The sequence below is a fragment of the Pseudonocardia zijingensis genome, from assembly GCF_042657305.1.
GTDB classification, from domain to species: domain Bacteria; phylum Actinomycetota; class Actinomycetes; order Mycobacteriales; family Pseudonocardiaceae; genus Pseudonocardia; species Pseudonocardia zijingensis.
On record NZ_JBHSKO010000002.1, the window covers coordinates 555,232 to 572,642 of the forward strand.

Annotated in this window: 15 protein-coding genes and 1 pseudogene; 7 read left to right on the forward strand and 9 right to left on the reverse strand. The window is 73.6% G+C overall.

Features of this window, described 5'->3' with window-relative positions:
- Positions 1-30: 30 nt before the first annotated feature.
- From ACFPL3_RS06785 to ACFPL3_RS06795, 3 genes are all read right to left on the reverse strand, one after another.
- The gene (locus ACFPL3_RS06785) at positions 31-1,503 is read right to left on the reverse strand and encodes an O-antigen ligase family protein (RefSeq protein WP_343946723.1); all 1,473 of its coding nucleotides are present in this window, start codon (positions 1,501-1,503) and stop codon (positions 31-33) included.
- Positions 1,491-3,989 carry a sugar transferase gene (locus ACFPL3_RS06790; protein WP_343946724.1) on the reverse strand — a complete coding sequence of 833 codons (2,499 nt, stop codon included), beginning with the start codon at positions 3,987-3,989 and terminating at the stop codon, positions 1,491-1,493. Before ACFPL3_RS06790 ends, ACFPL3_RS06785 begins: the two co-directional genes overlap by 13 nt.
- Positions 3,990-4,074: 85 nt before the next feature.
- Complete coding sequence (locus ACFPL3_RS06795) at positions 4,075-5,550, reverse strand: sugar transferase (protein ID WP_343946725.1); 1,476 nt, start codon at positions 5,548-5,550, stop codon at positions 4,075-4,077.
- Between the two features lie 168 nt (positions 5,551-5,718).
- On the opposite strand from ACFPL3_RS06795, the gene ACFPL3_RS06800 reads away from it, so the two are divergent.
- The 4 genes from ACFPL3_RS06800 to ACFPL3_RS06815 all read left to right on the forward strand — a co-directional run bounded on the left by ACFPL3_RS06800 (position 5,719) and on the right by ACFPL3_RS06815 (position 9,145).
- Positions 5,719-6,651 carry a polysaccharide deacetylase family protein gene (locus ACFPL3_RS06800; protein WP_343946726.1) on the forward strand — a complete coding sequence of 311 codons (933 nt, stop codon included), beginning with the start codon at positions 5,719-5,721 and terminating at the stop codon, positions 6,649-6,651.
- The gene (locus ACFPL3_RS06805) at positions 6,648-7,709 is read left to right on the forward strand and encodes a GNAT family N-acetyltransferase (protein ID WP_343946727.1); all 1,062 of its coding nucleotides are present in this window, start codon (positions 6,648-6,650) and stop codon (positions 7,707-7,709) included. The genes ACFPL3_RS06800 and ACFPL3_RS06805 overlap by 4 nt, the downstream gene beginning before the upstream one ends.
- A complete protein-coding gene (locus ACFPL3_RS06810) occupies positions 7,706-7,987 on the forward strand; it encodes a hypothetical protein (RefSeq protein ID WP_343946728.1) in 282 nt (93 codons plus the stop codon). Before ACFPL3_RS06805 ends, ACFPL3_RS06810 begins: the two co-directional genes overlap by 4 nt.
- An 87-nt stretch (positions 7,988-8,074) precedes the next feature.
- Positions 8,075-9,145 (forward strand): hypothetical protein, encoded by a 1,071-nt coding sequence (locus ACFPL3_RS06815; protein ID WP_343946729.1) that lies wholly within the window; start codon positions 8,075-8,077, stop codon positions 9,143-9,145.
- 3 nt (positions 9,146-9,148) lie between these two features.
- Here the strand turns inward: ACFPL3_RS06815 and ACFPL3_RS06820 are convergent, their stop codons facing one another.
- The 5 genes and pseudogenes from ACFPL3_RS06820 to ACFPL3_RS06840 form a co-directional block, all read right to left on the reverse strand.
- Positions 9,149-9,748 carry an HNH endonuclease gene (locus tag ACFPL3_RS06820; protein WP_343946730.1) on the reverse strand — a complete coding sequence of 200 codons (600 nt, stop codon included), beginning with the start codon at positions 9,746-9,748 and terminating at the stop codon, positions 9,149-9,151.
- Between the two features lie 113 nt (positions 9,749-9,861).
- Positions 9,862-10,203 (reverse strand): annotated as a pseudogene (locus ACFPL3_RS06825) (transglycosylase family protein); the annotation flags it as partial.
- Positions 10,204-10,496: 293 nt separating this feature from the next.
- Positions 10,497-11,600: a cystathionine gamma-lyase gene (locus ACFPL3_RS06830; RefSeq protein WP_343946731.1), complete on the reverse strand. Its 1,104-nt coding sequence runs from the start codon at positions 11,598-11,600 to the stop codon at positions 10,497-10,499.
- A gap of 19 nt (positions 11,601-11,619) precedes the next feature.
- Positions 11,620-12,630: an NAD(P)H-dependent glycerol-3-phosphate dehydrogenase gene (locus ACFPL3_RS06835; protein ID WP_343946732.1), complete on the reverse strand. Its 1,011-nt coding sequence runs from the start codon at positions 12,628-12,630 to the stop codon at positions 11,620-11,622.
- Positions 12,627-13,334 carry a lysophospholipid acyltransferase family protein gene (locus tag ACFPL3_RS06840; RefSeq protein WP_343946733.1) on the reverse strand — a complete coding sequence of 236 codons (708 nt, stop codon included), beginning with the start codon at positions 13,332-13,334 and terminating at the stop codon, positions 12,627-12,629. Before ACFPL3_RS06840 ends, ACFPL3_RS06835 begins: the two co-directional genes overlap by 4 nt.
- A 61-nt stretch (positions 13,335-13,395) precedes the next feature.
- Here ACFPL3_RS06840 and cofC point away from each other — a divergent pair, with 61 nt between their 5' ends.
- Positions 13,396-14,076, forward strand: a complete 681-nt coding sequence (gene cofC, locus ACFPL3_RS06845) for a 2-phospho-L-lactate guanylyltransferase (RefSeq protein WP_343946734.1) — start codon at positions 13,396-13,398, stop codon at positions 14,074-14,076.
- Between the two features lie 113 nt (positions 14,077-14,189).
- On the opposite strand, the gene ACFPL3_RS06850 is transcribed toward cofC, so the two are convergent.
- A complete protein-coding gene (locus ACFPL3_RS06850) occupies positions 14,190-14,408 on the reverse strand; it encodes a hypothetical protein (RefSeq protein ID WP_379588559.1) in 219 nt (72 codons plus the stop codon).
- A 10-nt stretch (positions 14,409-14,418) separates the two neighbouring features.
- Here ACFPL3_RS06850 and ACFPL3_RS06855 point away from each other — a divergent pair, with 10 nt between their 5' ends.
- Positions 14,419-16,494, forward strand: coding sequence for an RNA degradosome polyphosphate kinase (locus tag ACFPL3_RS06855; RefSeq protein ID WP_379588560.1), 2,076 nt, complete (start codon positions 14,419-14,421; stop codon positions 16,492-16,494).
- Complete coding sequence (locus ACFPL3_RS06860) at positions 16,491-17,411, forward strand: NUDIX hydrolase (RefSeq protein ID WP_343945712.1); 921 nt, start codon at positions 16,491-16,493, stop codon at positions 17,409-17,411. The genes ACFPL3_RS06855 and ACFPL3_RS06860 overlap by 4 nt, the downstream gene beginning before the upstream one ends.

The following is a 17,411-nucleotide window of genomic DNA, read 5'->3' on the forward strand; positions in this document are numbered from 1 at the left end:
TGGATACCCAGAGGACCCGCCCAGGGGCGGTCACGTCGGCGCCCCGGCCGGTTGAGGTGCCGGTTCGCGGACGGACAACCCCACCGCGGCGCCGGCGACCAGGAACACCAGCAGATTCACGAAGTCGTTGAAGCGCAGGTCCACGGTGAACCCGGTGCCCGCCCACAGCAGCGGGGCCACGACGGCCAGCACCGCGATCGTGCGCGCCACCACACCGCGGTCCCGCAACCGGCGAAACGCACGCACGACCTGGTGCGCCAGGAGTCCGAGCACCACCAGCCACAGCGCGAGCCCGATCAGTCCGAGCTCCACGGCGATGCCGAGCTCGTTCTCGTGGGAGGAGTACCCATACCCCCGCATCCAGTTGACGTCGGTGGCCCACTGCATGTGGTGGTGGGTGTTCACCTGCTGGAACCGGCCGAGCCCCCACCCGAACAGCGGCTCCTGGCCGATCGCCCACAGCGACGTGCGGATCATGTTCAGCCGGTCGTAGACCTCGGACGCCGAGCCGAGGCCACCCGATGCCCGGTCCGCGCTCGAGATCGTGGCCCAGTCGGCCACGACGAAAGCACCCGCGGACACGAGCGTGGCCACGAAGACGCCGCGCTGCCCGCGGGCCACGAGCGCACACACGACGACGCCGACGCCGAACACGATCCAGACCGCGCGGGTGTGCGTGAGGTAGACGCCGACGAGGCACAGCGGCGCCACTAGCCCGGCGCACAGCCGCTGCCACCCGGCCGCGGACCGGTCGCCCGCGACGAGCACGGCGGCAACGAACCCGATGGACATCACCAGTCCGTTCACGACGGGCTGGTCGAACACGCCGACCGCGCGCTCCGGCCAGCTCGGGGCGTCGACGATGTAGCGCGGCCACACCATCGCCCGCGGACCGGTGAATTGCAGGATGCTGACCAGCCCCGAGTAGGCGGCGAAGCCCAGCACGCAGAACACCAGAACACGAATCCGGGACGGGTCGCGGAAAACAGCCCGGCCCACCGCATAGGCGGCGAACGGGAAAACTGTGCCCATCAGTATGAACCGGTAGAGCACGATCGATTCGCCGGTGTTGGGCACTATTGCCGGATAGGCGTGCGGCCACATTGCCGACACGATGTTCCAGAGCAGGTAGGCGAACATGACTGCTTCGAGCGGCCCGAAGTGCAGCCGAACCGTGCCGCGCAGGGCAGCCACTCCCACCGCTGCGACGAGCGCGGCGAACAGGAGCGTCATCGGCTCCGCCGGCAGTCCACCGACGTGCACCGCCAGTCGGAAGAACGACGCGAGAAGCAGCAGCACCGTGGTGACCAGCGGCGCGAGGAGGACGACCACCCCCGCCGCGCCCGCGACCGCCACCAGGAACAGGCCACGCGGGCCCTCGACCGGGCCCTCCCGCATCGCCCCTGCGATCAGGACCAGCCCGAGCCCCACGGCGGCTACGAGCCGCCACCGGTCGGCGCGTTCGGACGCCGGGTCGGGCAGGAGCGAACTCAGCCCTGCCACTGCCCGTCCCTCGTCCCGACCGAATCACCGGACTCGGCCGGCTCACGCACAGGAACGCCCGCCAGCGCGGACCGCGGGAACGGACTGGGACGCTGCTCGCCCGCGTCGCCGTCCTCGTGGTCCTCGGCACCGTCGTGCTCCACGTGCTCGTGCTCCGCGTACTCGGGCTCGGGGTTCTCGGGCTCCGCGTAGCCGGGCCGAGCGTGTCCGCCCTCGGCGGTTCCGTCCGCGTCGTCGGGGTCGTCCGGCTCCTGCGCGTCGTCGTCCCCGACGACACCGATGGCGTCGGTCCAGTCGTGGTCCCCGTGCCCATTGAGGTTCCCGTTGACGCTGCCGTGGAGGCTCCCGTTGCCGTTGCCGTTGCCGTTGCCGATGTGCCCCGCCGCCACGAGAGCGGGGGCGGGCCGCACCTCGCCCGGCCGCGGGAGAGCCGGCCCGGTAGCCAGCCGCCCGCCCGAGCGATCGATCACGATCCCGACCACATGGGCGCCCACCGCCCTGAGCAGGGTCGCGGCCTCGCCCAGCTCGTCGGCGCGGGTGGTGCGTCCGTCGACGACCAGGACGACCCGATCCGCGGCCGCACAGATCGACTGGCTCTCCGGTGCGTCGAGGACCGGCGGCGCCTCGACCACCACGAGCCCAGCGGTGGTGGCCGCTTCCTGGAACGCCCACCGGAGGTGCCGCGGCTCCGCCACGGCGTACGGGTCGATGTCGGCGACGGCGCCGGGGGGCAGCACCCGCACGCCGTCGGGGAGGGGGATCGCCGTGGTCGGCACGCCCGCGCGGCCCTGCAGGACGTCGACGAACCCGGGTACCTGCTCGTAACCGGCCAGCGGAGCCCTGAGGTCAGCCATGACGTGCAGGGCGCCACCCCGCCGGGATGCCCACGCGGCCACCAGCTCATGAGCGAGCACTGCAGCGCCGTCGCTCCGGCGGACGCCGGCGAGCGCGACCACGGGGGTGGCACCGTCCTCGGAAGCTGACAGCCCGTTGAGGAGGTTCTGCAGGCGAGTGCGCCGCCCCGCGAGCCTGCGGCCGAGGTCCGCGAGCACGGGGAGCCCAGCCACGTCCTCTGCGTCCGCGGCGGAGTGCACGCGGCGGTCGAGGACGGCCATCAGGAGCGCGAGGAGGACACCCAGGATCGCGCCGCCCGCCAGGCCGCTGAGGATGTCGACCATCGGGCTCGGGGTGGAGCTGGACACACCCGGCTGCGGCTGCAGCTGCTTGAGGTGGTTGGTGTTGTCCGCGAGAAATTCGGTGAGCCGGCCCTGCAGCGATCGGATCTGGTCGAGGATGACGTTCTTCTCGACGTCGGTGCGCTCGAGCGAGTTGAGGTCCTGGACCTGGCGATCGATCTCCGCCTGGAGGTCGTCGACGGCCTGCCGGCGCTCGGTGACGAGCGACTCGCGGACGTCCTCGCGGAAGACCTCCGCGGCCGCCGCCGCCGCATCGCGCACCAGTTCCTCGGACGGACCCGAGGCCTGGATGTAGAGGATCGGGCTGGACGCGCCCGTCTGCGCAGAGAGCGACACCTCGTCGGGGATGTTCGCCTGGGCCCGCAGGAGCTGCTGGTAGCTGTCCTGGTTGAAGTAGTCGACGTACCCGAGGGCGAGCACGCCGTCCTGGTCCGGGGAACGTTCCTGCGACTGGCTCGTGAGAGCGGCGGTGGCGGTCCACGTGGTGGTGACGGTCGCCAGGGACCACAAGGCCGCGAGAACACCACCGGCGATGGCCAGGACGGCGACCAGGACCCAGCGATTGGCGACGCGCAGGGTGTACTTCCGGAGGGGGCTCATCGGCTGCCTTTGCTGCGATGCGGAAACGCTCCGGACCTGTGCTCGCCAGGTGCTCGGGCGTGGTTGCAGGGAGGTAGTCGCCGGGGGCAGCCGCACCATTAACCGCCGCGCGAACTCCATCGGCTCGCCCGTTCGGCGCACCCGCCTGCTGCCCTTCGGCACCGCCGCGAGCGCCCGTCGCAGGATCTGCAGCTCCAGCGCAGGGCTCCAGTTCTCGGCATATCGCCGCGCGAGCCGCGCGAATTCGTCGTCCGCCGCGCGGAGGCCGGTGAGGCCCGGCTTCACCGAGAGCAGGTGCCCGGGGCCGTCGAACCCGGCTGCCGCCAATTCGTCGGGGCGTGGCGGGCGCGGCCCGACGATCGCCATCGTGCCGGCGAGGACGTGGAACAGTTGCGGGACGCGGTCGAGCGCGTGCCTGCGCAGGAAGGGGCCCACGCGCGGGCCATCGGCACGGAAGGCCAGCAGCCCGAACTCACGGCCGCCGCTGCCCACCCGGGGCTCCCGCACCAGCACCGGGCCGCGTCCCTCGATGGCGACGGCGACGGCGATCAGCGCGAGGATCGGCAGCACGGTGCCGACGAGCACGAATCCGATGAGCCTGTCGACGCAGTGCTTCACCGCGCGGCCGGACCGGCGCGCCGGTGCGGGCACCCGCCGGAACCCGGACGGCGAACCGAGGCCAGAAGACACGTATCCCTCGATCCCTGGGTCTCGGACGTGACCGACGGTGCATCCGTCGTCGGTCGGGGTGGCGCGCGTTACGCAGCGGACCCGATCAGTAGGCGCCGCCCCCACGCAGCACCGCTCGCGCCGTCAGCAGGAGGATCCGGGCGTCGAGGGCGAGCGTCCAGTTCTCGACGTAGCGCAGGTCGAGCCGCAGCGATTCCTCCCACGACAGATCGCTGCGGCCGCTGACCTGCCACAGCCCGGTCATACCCGGTTTGACGAGCAATCGCCGCCGCGCGTCGGGCGTGTAGCCGGCCACCTCGACCGGCAGCGGGGGACGCGGACCGACGAGCGACATCGACCCGCCGAGGACGTTGAACAGCTGCGGGAGCTCGTCGAGCGAATACCGCCGCAGGATCCGTCCGACGCGCGTGACGCGGGGGTCGCTGCGCATCTTGAACATGGGTCCGGCACCTTCGTTCTGCCCGAGCAGCTGGGTGCGCAGCGCCTCACCGTTCGGCACCATCGAGCGGAACTTGATCATCTTGAATTCGCGTCCCCGGACGCCGACACGCACCTGCCGGAACAGCACCGGGCCTCCGTCGCACCTCACCGCCACTGCGATCACGATCAGCAGCGGCGCGGTGATCACCAGCAGCAGGAGTGCCGCGACCCGGTCGATCAGGCCCTTCAGCAACCGGGCCGCGCCGGTGAACGTCGGGTGCGTCAGTCGCAGCAGGGGCAGCCCGTCCACGGACGCCACGTGCAGCCGCGGACCCGCCACCTCCATCAGGCCTGGCTCGACCACAAGCTCGGTCCGGGTGTCCTCCAGGTCCCACGCCAGCTGCTGCAGCCGCCGCGGCGTGAAGCCGGGGGCCTGCGCCACGCTGACGGCGTCGAACCGCCCGCTCCGAGTGAGGCCCGCGATGGCGTCGAGATCACCGACCACCGGCACGCCGGCGAGCAGCTCCCCGCCGTCGGCTGCCCGACCCGTCGGCGTGCATGCTGCGGTGACCACCCAGCCCTCGTGCGGGGCGCGGCGGGTCTGGGCCACGAGCGCTTCGACTGCCGGCTCGCTGCCGACGGCCAGCACGCTCGACATCGCCGCACCCGACCGCCGACGCCGGTGCAGCTCCCACCGCAGGCCGAGCCGACCGACCGTGGCGAACGCGCCCGCGATCGGAAGCACCCCGAACACCCACGGGCGCCCGGCGGGTAGCTGGCTCGCCAGGCTGACGAGCGCGACGACTACCGCGGCGCCGACGAACCCACGTAGCAGGCGGCTGAACTCCGCCGATCCGTGGCCGAGCACCAGCGGGTCCCAGGCGCGGGCGATTCCCAGCGCCGCGGCGGTGAGCACGAAGACGACCGCTCCGATGACGAGGACGACGCCGGGCGGCGCACTCCCCCACTGCGAGTACAGGGCCGACGACACGACCACTGCGAGGAGGTCGGAGACGATCGCCGCCCGGCGGAACCAGCGCAGCCAGCGCGCGCGCCGCTGCTCCCCCTGCTGGTGCGGCGGACCGGGCGCCGGTTCCGACGCCGGACGCACCGGAAGGTCGAGGCTTCGTCCGATTTCCACGGCGTCACTGCTCACCCATTGCCTCCCGTGGCCGTCCCCTGGCCCTACCCCCGACCCAGCCGTTCGATCGGGTCGATCCGGCTGGGCACGGCGTTAACAGGCCTTCGACGGTGTGCGAGGTCCTCGGAGCGTGCGAACCGCCACCGAGTCGATCGGAGCAACATCCACATGAAGCAGGCAAGGGGCAGCCGACTCCTCGTGCTCGGGTGGCACAACGTGGAGGGCACCTGGTGCTTCCCCGCCGATCGGGGGGCCGGCCTGCGCGGGCTCGCCCGCCAGCTGCGCGTCCTGAAGCGGCTGACCACGGTCGTGCCACTCGGCGCAGCGCTCTGCGACCTCGCGGCGGGTCGCCCCCTCCCACCTCGAGCAACCGCGATCACGTTCGACGACGGCTACCGGGACAACCTCACGCTCGCCGCCCCGCTGCTGCGCGAGTGGGGGCTGCCCGCCACCTGCTTCCTCGTGCCCGGACTCCTCGACCGGACCGCTCGCGCCTGGTGGGAGGAGCTCGCCTCAGCCGTGGCGAACGCGCGGGCCCGGGAGATCACCTGGCGGGGCCGCACCTACCTGGTGCGCACCCCAGCGGAACGGGGCGCCGCCGCCGGCGCGCTCTCCGCCGCGCTCAAGGGTCTCGACCGCGCGGACCGCGACGCCGCCGTCGACGAGCTGACCGGTCTCCTCGAACCCACGCAGGACTACCGCGTCGAGGAGCACTTCATGGACTGGGACGAGGCACGCCGGCTCCGCGACAGCATGGAGATCGGGTCCCACTCGTTGCACCACGCGATCCTGTCCAGAGAGAGCGACGAGCAGCAGCTCACCGACCTCGCCACCGCGCGAAGCCAGCTGCAGGAGCGGCTCGACGTCGACGCGCCCGTGCTGGCGTATCCGAACGGGACGACGGCCGACTACACAGCCGGCACCGTCTCCGCCGCGCGGCGAGCGGGCCACTCCCACGCAGTCACCACCCTGCGGGGGTTCAACGAAGCGCACACCCCGCGGTACGAGGTGCGGCGCACGGTGATGTCCCCCGAGCGCGGGTTGACCGACCTGCGCAAACTCCTGCGGGACGCGGTCCGACGCGACGGCGTCGGCAGGTGACCGGCCGCGGACCCCGGGTCGAGCCGATCCGGCCCGGCGAGCTCGGCCCCGGCGACGTCGAGCGCTGGCGGGCACTCCAGCGCTCCGACCCGGCGCTGGCCAACCCTTTCCTCGCACCCGAGTACGCGATCGCCTTGGGAACTTCGCGTCCCCAGACCCGCGTCGCCGTGCTCGACGAGGGCTTCTTCGCGTTCGACGCGCACGGGTCGGGCATCGCTCTGCCCCCGGGCGCCGGGCTGTCCGACCAACAGGCGGTGATCGGCCCCCGCGGCGCCGATGCCCGCGAGCTCGCCGCCCGCTGTGGCCTGCACGCCATGTGGTTCGAGCACGTGCCCGAGCGGCTGCTGCCCAGCGGCGTGCGGAGGCTGGTTCGCTATCCCTCCCCGGTGATCGATCTCTCCGGTGGATACGCGGCGTTCCTCGCCGACCGGCGCCGGGCCTCGAAGAACCTCGTGCCCACGATGATGCGCAAACGACGGAAGATGGAGCGCGAGGTCGGGCCGATCCGGTTCGTCTTCGCTTCCGACGACCGCGACGTCCTGCACGACGTGCTGCGTTGGAAGTCGGCGCGCTACGCCGAGCTCGGGGCGTGGGACCGGTTCGCCGATCCCGCCACCGTCGCGCTCGTCAACGAGCTGCACGCCACGACCGCGCCCGGCTGCTCGGGCACCCTGTCGGTGCTCTACGCGGGGGACCAGGTGGCCGCCGCCCATTTCGGTCTGCGCTCCGAACGGGTGCTCACCAGCTGGTTCCCCACCTACAACCCGGAGCTCGGCGGCTACTCCCCAGGTCTGCTCCTGCACTTCCTCATGGCCGAGGCCGCCGCCGAGCGGGAGATCACCGCGTTCGACCTCGGCGCCGGTGATTTCGGTTACAAGGACGCGCTGCGCACCTCCGACGAGGTCCTCGTCCGTGGCTGGGCGTTCCGCACCACGGCGGCCGGGATCGGCCGTCGGGCCACCACTGCCGCGGCGCACGGGATCCGCACGCTGACGGCCCGGACACCCCGGGTGCGCGCGGCTCTGAAGGGCGTACGGGACCGGGTTCGCGCAGGATGACGGGCGGCAGGTGGAAGCGCGACGCGACGCCGCGCGTCGCACTGGTCTGGTTGTGGGGTGCCGCCACGCTGCTGGGGCTGGCCGTCGCCGCGATGACCCGTATCGGGCCCGTGCTGTTGACCGTCTCCGGCAGCCACGGCGTGCACGTCGGTGATCTCATCGGGTTCACCGTCGCCTACGGTGGCGCGCTCGTGGGCACGCGTCGCGTGCTCGCCCGAGCTCGCCCGGACGGCCTCGCCCCCGTCCTCCGAATGCGCCCGCGGCGGACCCGCTGGTAACGGCTTCGCCCCGCCAGCCGAAAGCCCGAGTGGAGCTCCCCAGCCCCCGGCCTCGTCACGGCCGCCCCTGACGTCGAGGGGTACGTCATGCCCAGAACCACGTGGCCCGCGATCCTGCGGCCCAGCACCGGCGCCCGCGCCCTGGTCCCAGGTGTCCGCGCACTGGCCGTCGACCTGGTCGTCCTGGCCGCCCTGTTCACCGGCGCCGTGCTGCTGGGCTTCCTGATCCACGGCCGGCACGCCGTGGCCCACGAGGCGGTGGGGGTGCTGGCGCTCGCGGCCGGGCTCGCGGCGACGATCCTGCTGGCCGCGGTGGCCGCGCTCACCGGCAGCGCGCGCACCGGGCGGATCGCGGGTGCGGTCGCGCTCTACGCCGGGGTGGCGCTGCTCGTGCGCGCGGCCGGTCTGGAGGACCCGTTGAACACGTGGGTGCTCGCCGGGTCTATCGGGGTGCTGGGTGCGCTCGGGCTGCTCGTGCTGGCGGTCCGCGGGCCGGTCACGGGCCACGCGGGGCGGCGGGCGGCGGTGGCCGTCGGCGCCCTCACGGTCGTGGTCGTCGCGGGTGTGGCCGCCACCGCGGTCGCGCTGCCCGGGCAGCCGCCGCCTGCGTGGCTCGTCGCCACGCTCGACGTCGTCGCCTGGTCCGGCGCGGGCGCCGCGGGGATCATCGCGCTGGGGTCGGGCACGCGGTCCCGGCGGGCGTTGATCCGGCGCACCGGGATCGCCTTCGCCACCCTGTCGGCCGCGCACGCCGTGCGCATCATCGCCGGCAGGCCGCCGGGGTCCGACCGGGGCGCGATCGACGCGGCGCTCGAGCTCACCGCTGTCGGGATGCTCCTCGTCGCCGCGGTCGCGTTCTTCGTGGCCGTCCTGCGCGGCCTGCGCACGCAGACGCCGACGCCCGCCCCCGTCGCGGCGAGCGACGTGGGGCGGGCGGCGGACGATCGGGACGCGGACACGCCGAGCCTGTTCGGCACCGTGACGCTCGGTCCGGTCACCGACGGGATCCGGGTGCTCTCACCGGCGCTGGTCGCCGGCCAGACGGCCGAGGGTCACGACCGCGAGGGCGGCCCGCCACGGCGCTTCAGCCGTACGAGCCCGCACCGCCGCGGCCGTCCCGACCGCGGGCGCCCGCCGGGGCGCCGCAGCCGGGACTGACGGTCAGGCGGCGCGCGCCCCCAGCCACGGCTCCCACGCTGGCAGCGGCTCGACGGCCAGCACGAGGATGCCGCCGGCCGACCGGTCCGGGGCGCGCGGCGTGACGGCGAGCATCCAGCCGAGCTCCTCGATCAACCGGTCGGCCTTGCGGGAGTTGCAGGCGCGGCAGGCCGCGACGCAGTTGTCCCACGTGTGCGTGCCGCCGCGGCTGCGCGGGACGACGTGGTCGATCGTGTCGGCCCGCTTGCCGCAGTAGGCGCAGCGGCGCCCGTCGCGGCGGAGCACCCCGGCGCGGGTCATGGGGACGGCGTGCCGGTAGGGCACCCGCACGTAGCGGGACAGCCGCATGACCGACGGGGCGGGGATGGTGAGGCTCTCCGAGTGGAAGGCGGCGCCGCCGAGGGTTTCCTCGACGCACTCGGCCTTGCCGGTGAGCATCAGGACGATGGCGCGCTTCGCGGTGACGACCGCGAGCGGCTCGAAGGTGGCGTTCAGAAGCAGGACCCGGGACCCCTTCGGGACCGCGCTCGGGTGCCGCGCGATCCCCGGCGCCTCCCCTGGATCGAGGTCGGCGCCGATGGGGTCGGGTTGTCGGTGCTTCACACGACCACCTCCCTGCCGCAGATGAGACCACAGCGGAGCGGCTTACGCACGTGTGATATAGCACCGACCTGTCGCTCACGCGTTCGGCGGCAGGGGCCGCTCGGTCAGCGGAGGCCGAGCTTCTTCGAGCAGGCGGGCCACGCCTTCCAGCCCTGGCCGTCCAGGACGCGCTCGGCCACGGCGATCTGCTCGGCGCGGCTGGCGTTGTGCGCGCTGCCCTTGCCGCCGAAGGCCTTCCAGGTCGAGGGCGTGAACTGCAGGCCGCCGGAGAAGCCGTTGCCGGTGTTGGCCGACCAGTTGCCGCTGCTCTCGCAGGCGGCGAGCTTGTCCCAGACGCCGGCGGGGGCGGCGTTGGCGGTACCGGCCATCGCGAGCGGGGCACCGACGGCAATGGCGCCGGCGACAGCGAGGCGGAGAAGGTGCTTGGACGTGGACGTGCGGGAGCGCAAAGACATTCTTTCGGGGTTCTCCTCGATGGGGGGCGAGTGCCACACAGGGCATCCGTCGGCGCACTTGTCCGGCCGACTGCGACGACGGTACGTGCAGGTCAGCGGCGTCCGTCAAATGTGACGACGCGGTGAGCCGAGTCACCCAACGTTTTCCAGGCGAAAATAATCACCGCAGATCCCCAGCGCACACCGGAAATCGATCAGCACCAAGATCGACGCATATACGCCGATATCTGCCCGTAATGGAGATGGGCTTCACATGGTGATCACTGTGAGCGGTCACACCCGCTCGCGCGACCTCAGCGGGTGATCGCGTCCAGCGCTCGGCTCACGTCGGTGACCAGGTCCTCGGGGTCCTCGCACCCCACCGAGAGCCGCAACAGGCCCGGAGCCACGGCGTCGCCCCAGCGGTGGCGACGGTCGGCGGTGCTGCGCGGGCCGCCGAAGCTCGTGGCCGAGCCGACGAGCCGGGACGCGGCGAGGAACTCCCCCACGGCCGTCTCCGACGCGAGTGTGAACCGCAGCACACCGTTCCAGCGGCGCATCTGCCGCGCGGCCACGGCGTGGGCCGGGTCGTCGGGGTCGCCGGGCCACCGCACGTCGGTGACCGCGGGGTGCGCGCGCAGCACCGGCACGAGCGCGGCGGCGTTGCTCGCCTGCCGCTCGAGGCGCAGGTCGAGGGTGGCGAGGCCGCGGTGGGCGAGCCACGCCTCCATCGGCCCGGGCACCGCGCCACCGCGCGAACGCGCCGCACGCAGCCGCTCCACCAGCTCCGGGTCGCGGGCGGTGACGTGCCCCAGCACCACGTCGCCGTGACCGGCGAGCGCCTTCGTGTCGGAGGCGACCACCAGGTCGGCGCCAAGCTCCAACGGGCGCTGCCCGAGCGGCGTGGCGGTGGTGTTGTCGACGGCGAGCAGGGCGCCCGCCTCGTGGGCCGCCTCGGCGGCCGCGGCGATGTCGGCCACCTCGAGGCCCGGGTTGGAGGGGGTCTCCAGCAGCACGAGCGCCACCCCGTCGAGCGGCGGCAGCGGGGCGGCGGACGGCGCCTCGCGGACCTCGACGCCCAGCGGCACCAGCTCGTCGGCCGCGAGCGCGCGGGCGAGGTAGTAGCCGTCGGAGGGCAGCAGCAGCGCCCCGGCGCGGGCACCGATCCGCAGCACCGCGGCGATCGCCGCCATCCCGGACGCGAACACCGTGCAGTCGCCGCCGTCGAGGCTTCCGATCGCCGACTCGAGCCCCCGCCAGGTGGGGTTGTCGGCGCGCCCGTAGAAGTCGGTGGGGGTGGGATCGGACGGGAGGCCGAGCTGGAAGGTGGAGGAGAGCACGGGCCCCGGGTGCAGGGGTGTGCCCGGCGCTCCGCCGCCGTGCCCGCCGTGGACGCACCGCGTGCCGTCACCGATCACGACTGCCCTCCGGTCGTGGTCATTCGGGGCGGGGGGCGCGGCTGATCAGCTCCTTGCCCATCTCCGCGGCCGAGAGGTTCTCGTGGCAGACCCGGCGCACCGCGTCGGCGATCGGGAGCTCCACGCCCATGCGCTCGCCGAGTGCGCAGATCGACTTGCAGGACTTGACGCCCTCCGCCACCTGCCCGTGGTTGGCGGCCTCCGCCTGGGCCAGCGACTCGCCCCGGCCGAGGCGCTCGCCGAACGTGCGGTTGCGCGACAGCGGGGAGGAACAGGTGGCCACGAGGTCGCCTAGCCCGGCCAGGCCCGCGAACGTCAGCGGGTCGGCGCCCAGCGCCGTGCCCAGCCGCGCGGTCTCGGCGAGCCCGCGCGTGATCAGCGACGCCCTGGTGTTGTCGCCGAAACCCATTCCCGCGGCGATCCCGCACGCCAGCGCGATGACGTTCTTGCCGGCGCCGCCCAGCTCGCAGCCGATGACGTCGGTGTTGGTGTAGGAGCGGAAGTAGCCGGTGGTGCAGGCCTGCTGGAGGGCCACGGCGCGGTCGTGGTCGGCGCAGGCGATCACGGTGGCGGTGGGTTCCTCCGCGGCGATCTCGCGGGCGAGGTTGGGGCCCGACACCACCGCCACCTGGTCGGCGGGCACCCCCGCGACCTCGCAGATCACCTCGCTCATCCGCAGCAGGGTGCCCAGCTCCACGCCCTTCGCGAGGCTCACCAGGGTGCGTCCCGGCGGCAGCAGGTCGCGCCAGTTCGCGAGGTTGGCCCGCAGCGTCTGCGACGGCACGGCGAACACCACCGCGTCGGCCCCGTGGAGCGCCTCCGCGGGGTCGGCCGTGGCCGTGAGCAGCGTGGGCAGGACGATCCCGGGCAGGTAATCGGGGTTGGCGTGCTCCTCGTTGACGGCGGCGGCGACCTCGGGACGGCGGGCCCACAGCCGCACCTCGCGCCCCGCGTCGGCCATCACCTTGGCGAACGCCGTGCCCCACGAGCCCGCACCGAGCACGGCCACGCGGCGGACCGGCTCCGTCACGATGCCGTCCTCCGGTAGAACTCCTCGGGCGCCGGCTCGCCGCGCACCTCCGCGAGCAGCTCGCGCACCTTCACCATCAGCAGGTCGGTGACCTCCCGCAGCAGCACGGCATCCACCGGGCGGCCGCGGTAGGCCGAGAGGTCCACCGGCGGGCCGCAGCGCACCACGAGCTGCTTGCGGGGCAGCGGCCGGAACTTGCGGTTGTACTTGTCGAGCACGTCGCGGGTGCCCCAGTGCACGGCGGGCAGCACCGGCACGTCCGTGGTGAGCGCCAGGCGGGCGACGCCGGTGCGCGCCGCCATCGGCCAGCCGGCCGGGTCGCGGGTGATCGTGCCCTCCGGGTAGATCACGACGACCTTCCCTGCGTCAAGCGCCTTCGTGCCCTCGCGCAGGCTCTGCTGGGCGTCGGCGGACTCGCGGTAGACCGGGATCTGCCCGCTGCCCCGCAGCACCCAGTTCAGCACCGGGACGTTCCACAGGCTGTGCTTCGCGAGGAACCGCGGCACCCGGCGCGACTTGTGCACGAACAGCGCGCTGTAGATGGGGTCGAGGTGGGAGATGTGGTTGGCGACGAGGAGCGCCCCGCCGGTGGCGGGCAGGTGCTCCCGGCCCTCGTAGCGGGCGCGCCCGAAGAGCCGGCCCAATGGGTAGACGAACATCGCCGCGAAGGCGATCCAGAACCCGCCCTTCTCACGCCTGACCACGTCCCAGAGTCTTCCTGGCCGCGCCCCGGAGGTCCACCACCGGGTCAGGCACGATGGTGGGGTGACCTCGATCGACCAGCCGGCCGTGGACCTCGTCGTCCCCGTCAAGCCGCTCACCAAGGCGAAGTCGCGGCTGCGTGGCGCGGCCGACGGCGGCATCGGCGCGCCGCGGGCGCACGCCCGGCTGGCGATGGCGCTCCTGCGCGACACGATCACCGCGGTGGAGGCGGCATCGGCCGTCCGGCGCCTGCTGGTGGTCAGCTCCGACCCGGTGGTGGCCGCCGAGCTGGGTGTGTTCGGCATCGAGGTGGCGCCGGACGGGCCGGTGCCCGGCCTCAACCCGGCCTACGCGCGCGGGGCTGCCCTCCTGCGCGCGCAAGACCAGGCCGCGGCCGTCGGCGCGCTGCAGGCCGACCTGCCCGCCCTGCGCCCGGAGGAGCTCGACGAGGCGGTGGTCGCGGCGCTCGCGCTGTTCGCCCGCGGTGCGCGCCGGGCCTTCGTGGCCGACGCCGAGGGCACCGGCACCACGCTGTTGATCGCCGCGCCCGGCGTGGACCTCGACCCGCGGTTCGGGGTCGCCTCGGCGCAACGCCACGAGGAGGCGGGCGCCCGCCCGCTCACCGGGGCGTGGCCGGGCCTGCGCCGCGACGTCGACACCGCCGACGACCTGCGCGCCGCCACCGCGCTCGGGCTCGGCGGCCACACCACCGCCGCGCTCGCGCCGGTCCCGCGGAGCTGCTGACACCTCGGCGGCCCGCCGCAACCAACCGTTCACCTCGATGTCGGCCGCTGCGAGCAACACAGCACGCTCCCGGTGCGGAACAATCGCATCGTGGGTGAGGACGCGCGCAAGACTCAGGCGAACGGCTCCGGCAAGGCGACTCCCCGTCGGGCCCGCACAGGACGCAGCGCGCCCCGGCCGTCCACGCGGCGGGCCAGTCCCGCCGGCACCACCGCCAACGGCGTCGCCGCCAGCGCGGCACCGGAGCAGCCGGGCCCGGCGGCGCCCGCCACCGGGGCCCGCACGGCGAGCCCGCCTGCCGCCGCGGTGCCGGTGAGCCCCCCTGCACGCACGCGGGCGCCCGTGTCGGAGCTGCCCGACGACCGCTACCTCAACCGCGAGCTGTCGTGGCTGGACTTCAACGCCCGGGTGCTCGCGCTCGCCGAGGACGAGAGCCAGCCGCTGCTGGAGCGGGCCAAGTTCCTGGCGATCTTCGCGTCGAACCTCGACGAGTTCTACATGGTCCGGGTGGCGGGGCTGAAGCGCCGTGACGAGACGGGTCTCGCCGTCCGCAGCGCCGACGGCCTCACGCCGCGCGAGCAGCTGGCCCGCATCGCCGCCCGCAACCAGGCGCTGCAGGAGGCGCACGCCCGGGTGTTCCTCGACCACGTGCGGCCCGAGCTGGAGGCGCAGCGGATCCGGATCCTGCGCTGGAGCGACCTGTCCGACGACCAGCGGGCCCGCCTGTCGGCCTACTTCTCGGCGCAGGTGTTCCCGGTGCTCACGCCGCTGGCGGTCGACCCGGCCCACCCGTTCCCCTACATCTCGGGGCTGTCGCTGAACCTGGCCGTCACGGTGCGCGACCCGGACGGGCGCACCGAGCGGTTCGCCCGCGTCAAGGTGCCCGACAACGTGCCGCGGCTGGTGCGCGTCACCACCGACGACGACACGATCACGTTCCTGCCCATCGAGGACCTCATCTCCGCCCACCTGGGCGAGCTGTTCACCGGGGTCGAGGTGGCGGAGGTGCACGCGTTCCGGGTCACCCGCAACGCCGACCTGGAGGTGGAGGAGGACCGCGACGAGGACCTCCTGCAGTCGCTGGAACGCGAGCTCGCCCGCCGCCGGTTCGGCCCGCCGGTGCGGCTCGAGGTCACCGACACGATGAGCGAGCACGTGCTGGAGCTGCTGCTGCGCGAGCTCGACGTCGACCCGCACGACGTCGTCACGGTGCCCGGCCTGCTCGACCTCACGGCGCTGTGGGCGGTGCACGGGGTGGACCGGCCCGACCTCAAGGACGACCCGTGGGTGCCGGCCACCCACCCCGCGTTCGCCGACCGGGAGACCCCGCGCAGCGTGTTCGCCACCCTGCGCGAGGGCGACGTGCTGGTGCACCACCCCTACGACTCGTTCTCCACGAGCGTGCAGCGGTTCATCGAGCAGGCCGCGTCCGACCCGAACGTGCTCGCGATCAAGCAGACGCTCTACCGGACGTCCGGCGACTCGCCGATCGTCGACGCCCTGATCGACGCCGCCGCGGCGGGCAAGCAGGTCGTGGCGCTCGTGGAGATCAAGGCGCGGTTCGACGAGCAGGCCAACATCCGCTGGGCCCGTGAGCTGGAGAAGGCGGGCGTGCACGTCGTCTACGGGCTGGTGGGGCTCAAGACCCACTGCAAGACCTCGCTCGTGGTGCGTCAGGAGGGGTCCACGATCCGCCGCTACTGCCACGTCGGCACCGGCAACTACAACCCCAAGACCGCCCGGCTCTACGAGGACCTGGGGGTGCTCACGGCCGACCCGACGATCGGGGCCGACCTCACCGACCTGTTCAACTCGCTCACCGGCTACTCGCGCCAGACCTCCTACCGCAGCCTGCTGGTGGCGCCCTACGGCGTGCGGCGCGGGATCGTGCGGCGCATCGAGGACGAGATCGAGGCCAAGCGGGAGGGCCGGGAGGCCCGCATCCGCATCAAGGTCAACTCGCTGGTGGACGAGCAGGTGATCGACGCGCTGTACCGGGCGTCGCAGGCGGGTGTGCCCGTCGACATCGTGGTGCGCGGCATCTGCGCGCTGCGCCCCGGCCGGCCGGGGCTGTCGGAGAACATCCAGGTGCGCTCGATCCTCGGCAGGTTCCTCGAGCACTCGCGGGTGTTCCACTTCGCCGCGGCGGACGAGTATTGGATCGGCAGCGCCGACATGATGCACCGCAACCTCGACCGACGGGTCGAGGTGCTGCTGCGGGTGGCCGATCCGCGCCTCGCCGCCAAGCTCGGCGAGATGTTCGACTCGTGCCTCGACCCGGCCACCCGCTGCTGGACGCTGCACGCCGACGGCTCCTGGGAGCCGTCGCCGCCACCGGGGGCGGGGGTCTCGCACGTGCGCGACCACCAGGCCGAGATGATGCTCCGCCACGCGGCCGTCTCGGCGGAGGCGGAGTGACCGAGCCGCACGTCGTGGAGCCCACCGCCGCGGATGTGCTCGCCGCTGGAGCCGTGCTGTGGCGCCCCGGCACCCACGGGGTCGAGGTCGCGCTCGTGCACCGCCCCGCCTACGACGACTGGTCGTTCCCGAAGGGCAAGCTCGACGGGGACGAGACGATGCCGTTCGCGGCGGTGCGCGAGGTCGCCGAGGAGACCGGCCAGGCCGCGCGCCTCGGCCCGCTGGTCGGCGACGTCCGCTACGCGGTGGCGGAGGGCGGCAAGCTGGTGCGGTACTGGGCCGCCGAGGCGCGGGGCGGCGAGTTCGTGCCCGGGCGGGAGACCGACGAGCTGCTGTGGCTGCACCCGGCGGCGGCCGCGGAGCGCCTGTCGTACGCGCACGACGTGCGGATCCTGTCCCGATTCACGGAGATGGGCGCCCCGGCGTCGGTGATCGCGCTCGTGCGCCACGCGAAGGCGGGCAACCGCAGCCAGTGGGACGGCGCGGACGAGCTGCGCCCGCTGTCCGGGTCCGGCCAGGAGCAGGCCCGCCAACTCGACGCCCTGCTGGGGTTGTTCGGCCCCGACCGCATCGTCTCGGCGCCGCCGGTGCGCTGCCGCGAAAGCGTGGCCCCCCTCGCCCGGCGCCTGGGCCTGGCGATCGACGAGGAGCCGTTGCTCGGCGAGGCCGCCTACCAGTACGACACCGCGGGGGCGCTCGCCCGTCTGCGGGAGCTCGCCGCCGTCCCGGGCGTCACGGTGGCGTGCAGCCAGGGCGGCGTGATCCCCGGTCTCGTCGGCGCGCTGGTCGCGGAGGCCCGGATGCCGGGCATCGACCCGGACGACGTGCCGGCCAAGAAGGGCAGCACCTGGGTGCTCACGTTCGGCCCCGGTGGCGTGCTCGTGGCGGCCGACTACTACGAGCACCCGCGGGGCTGA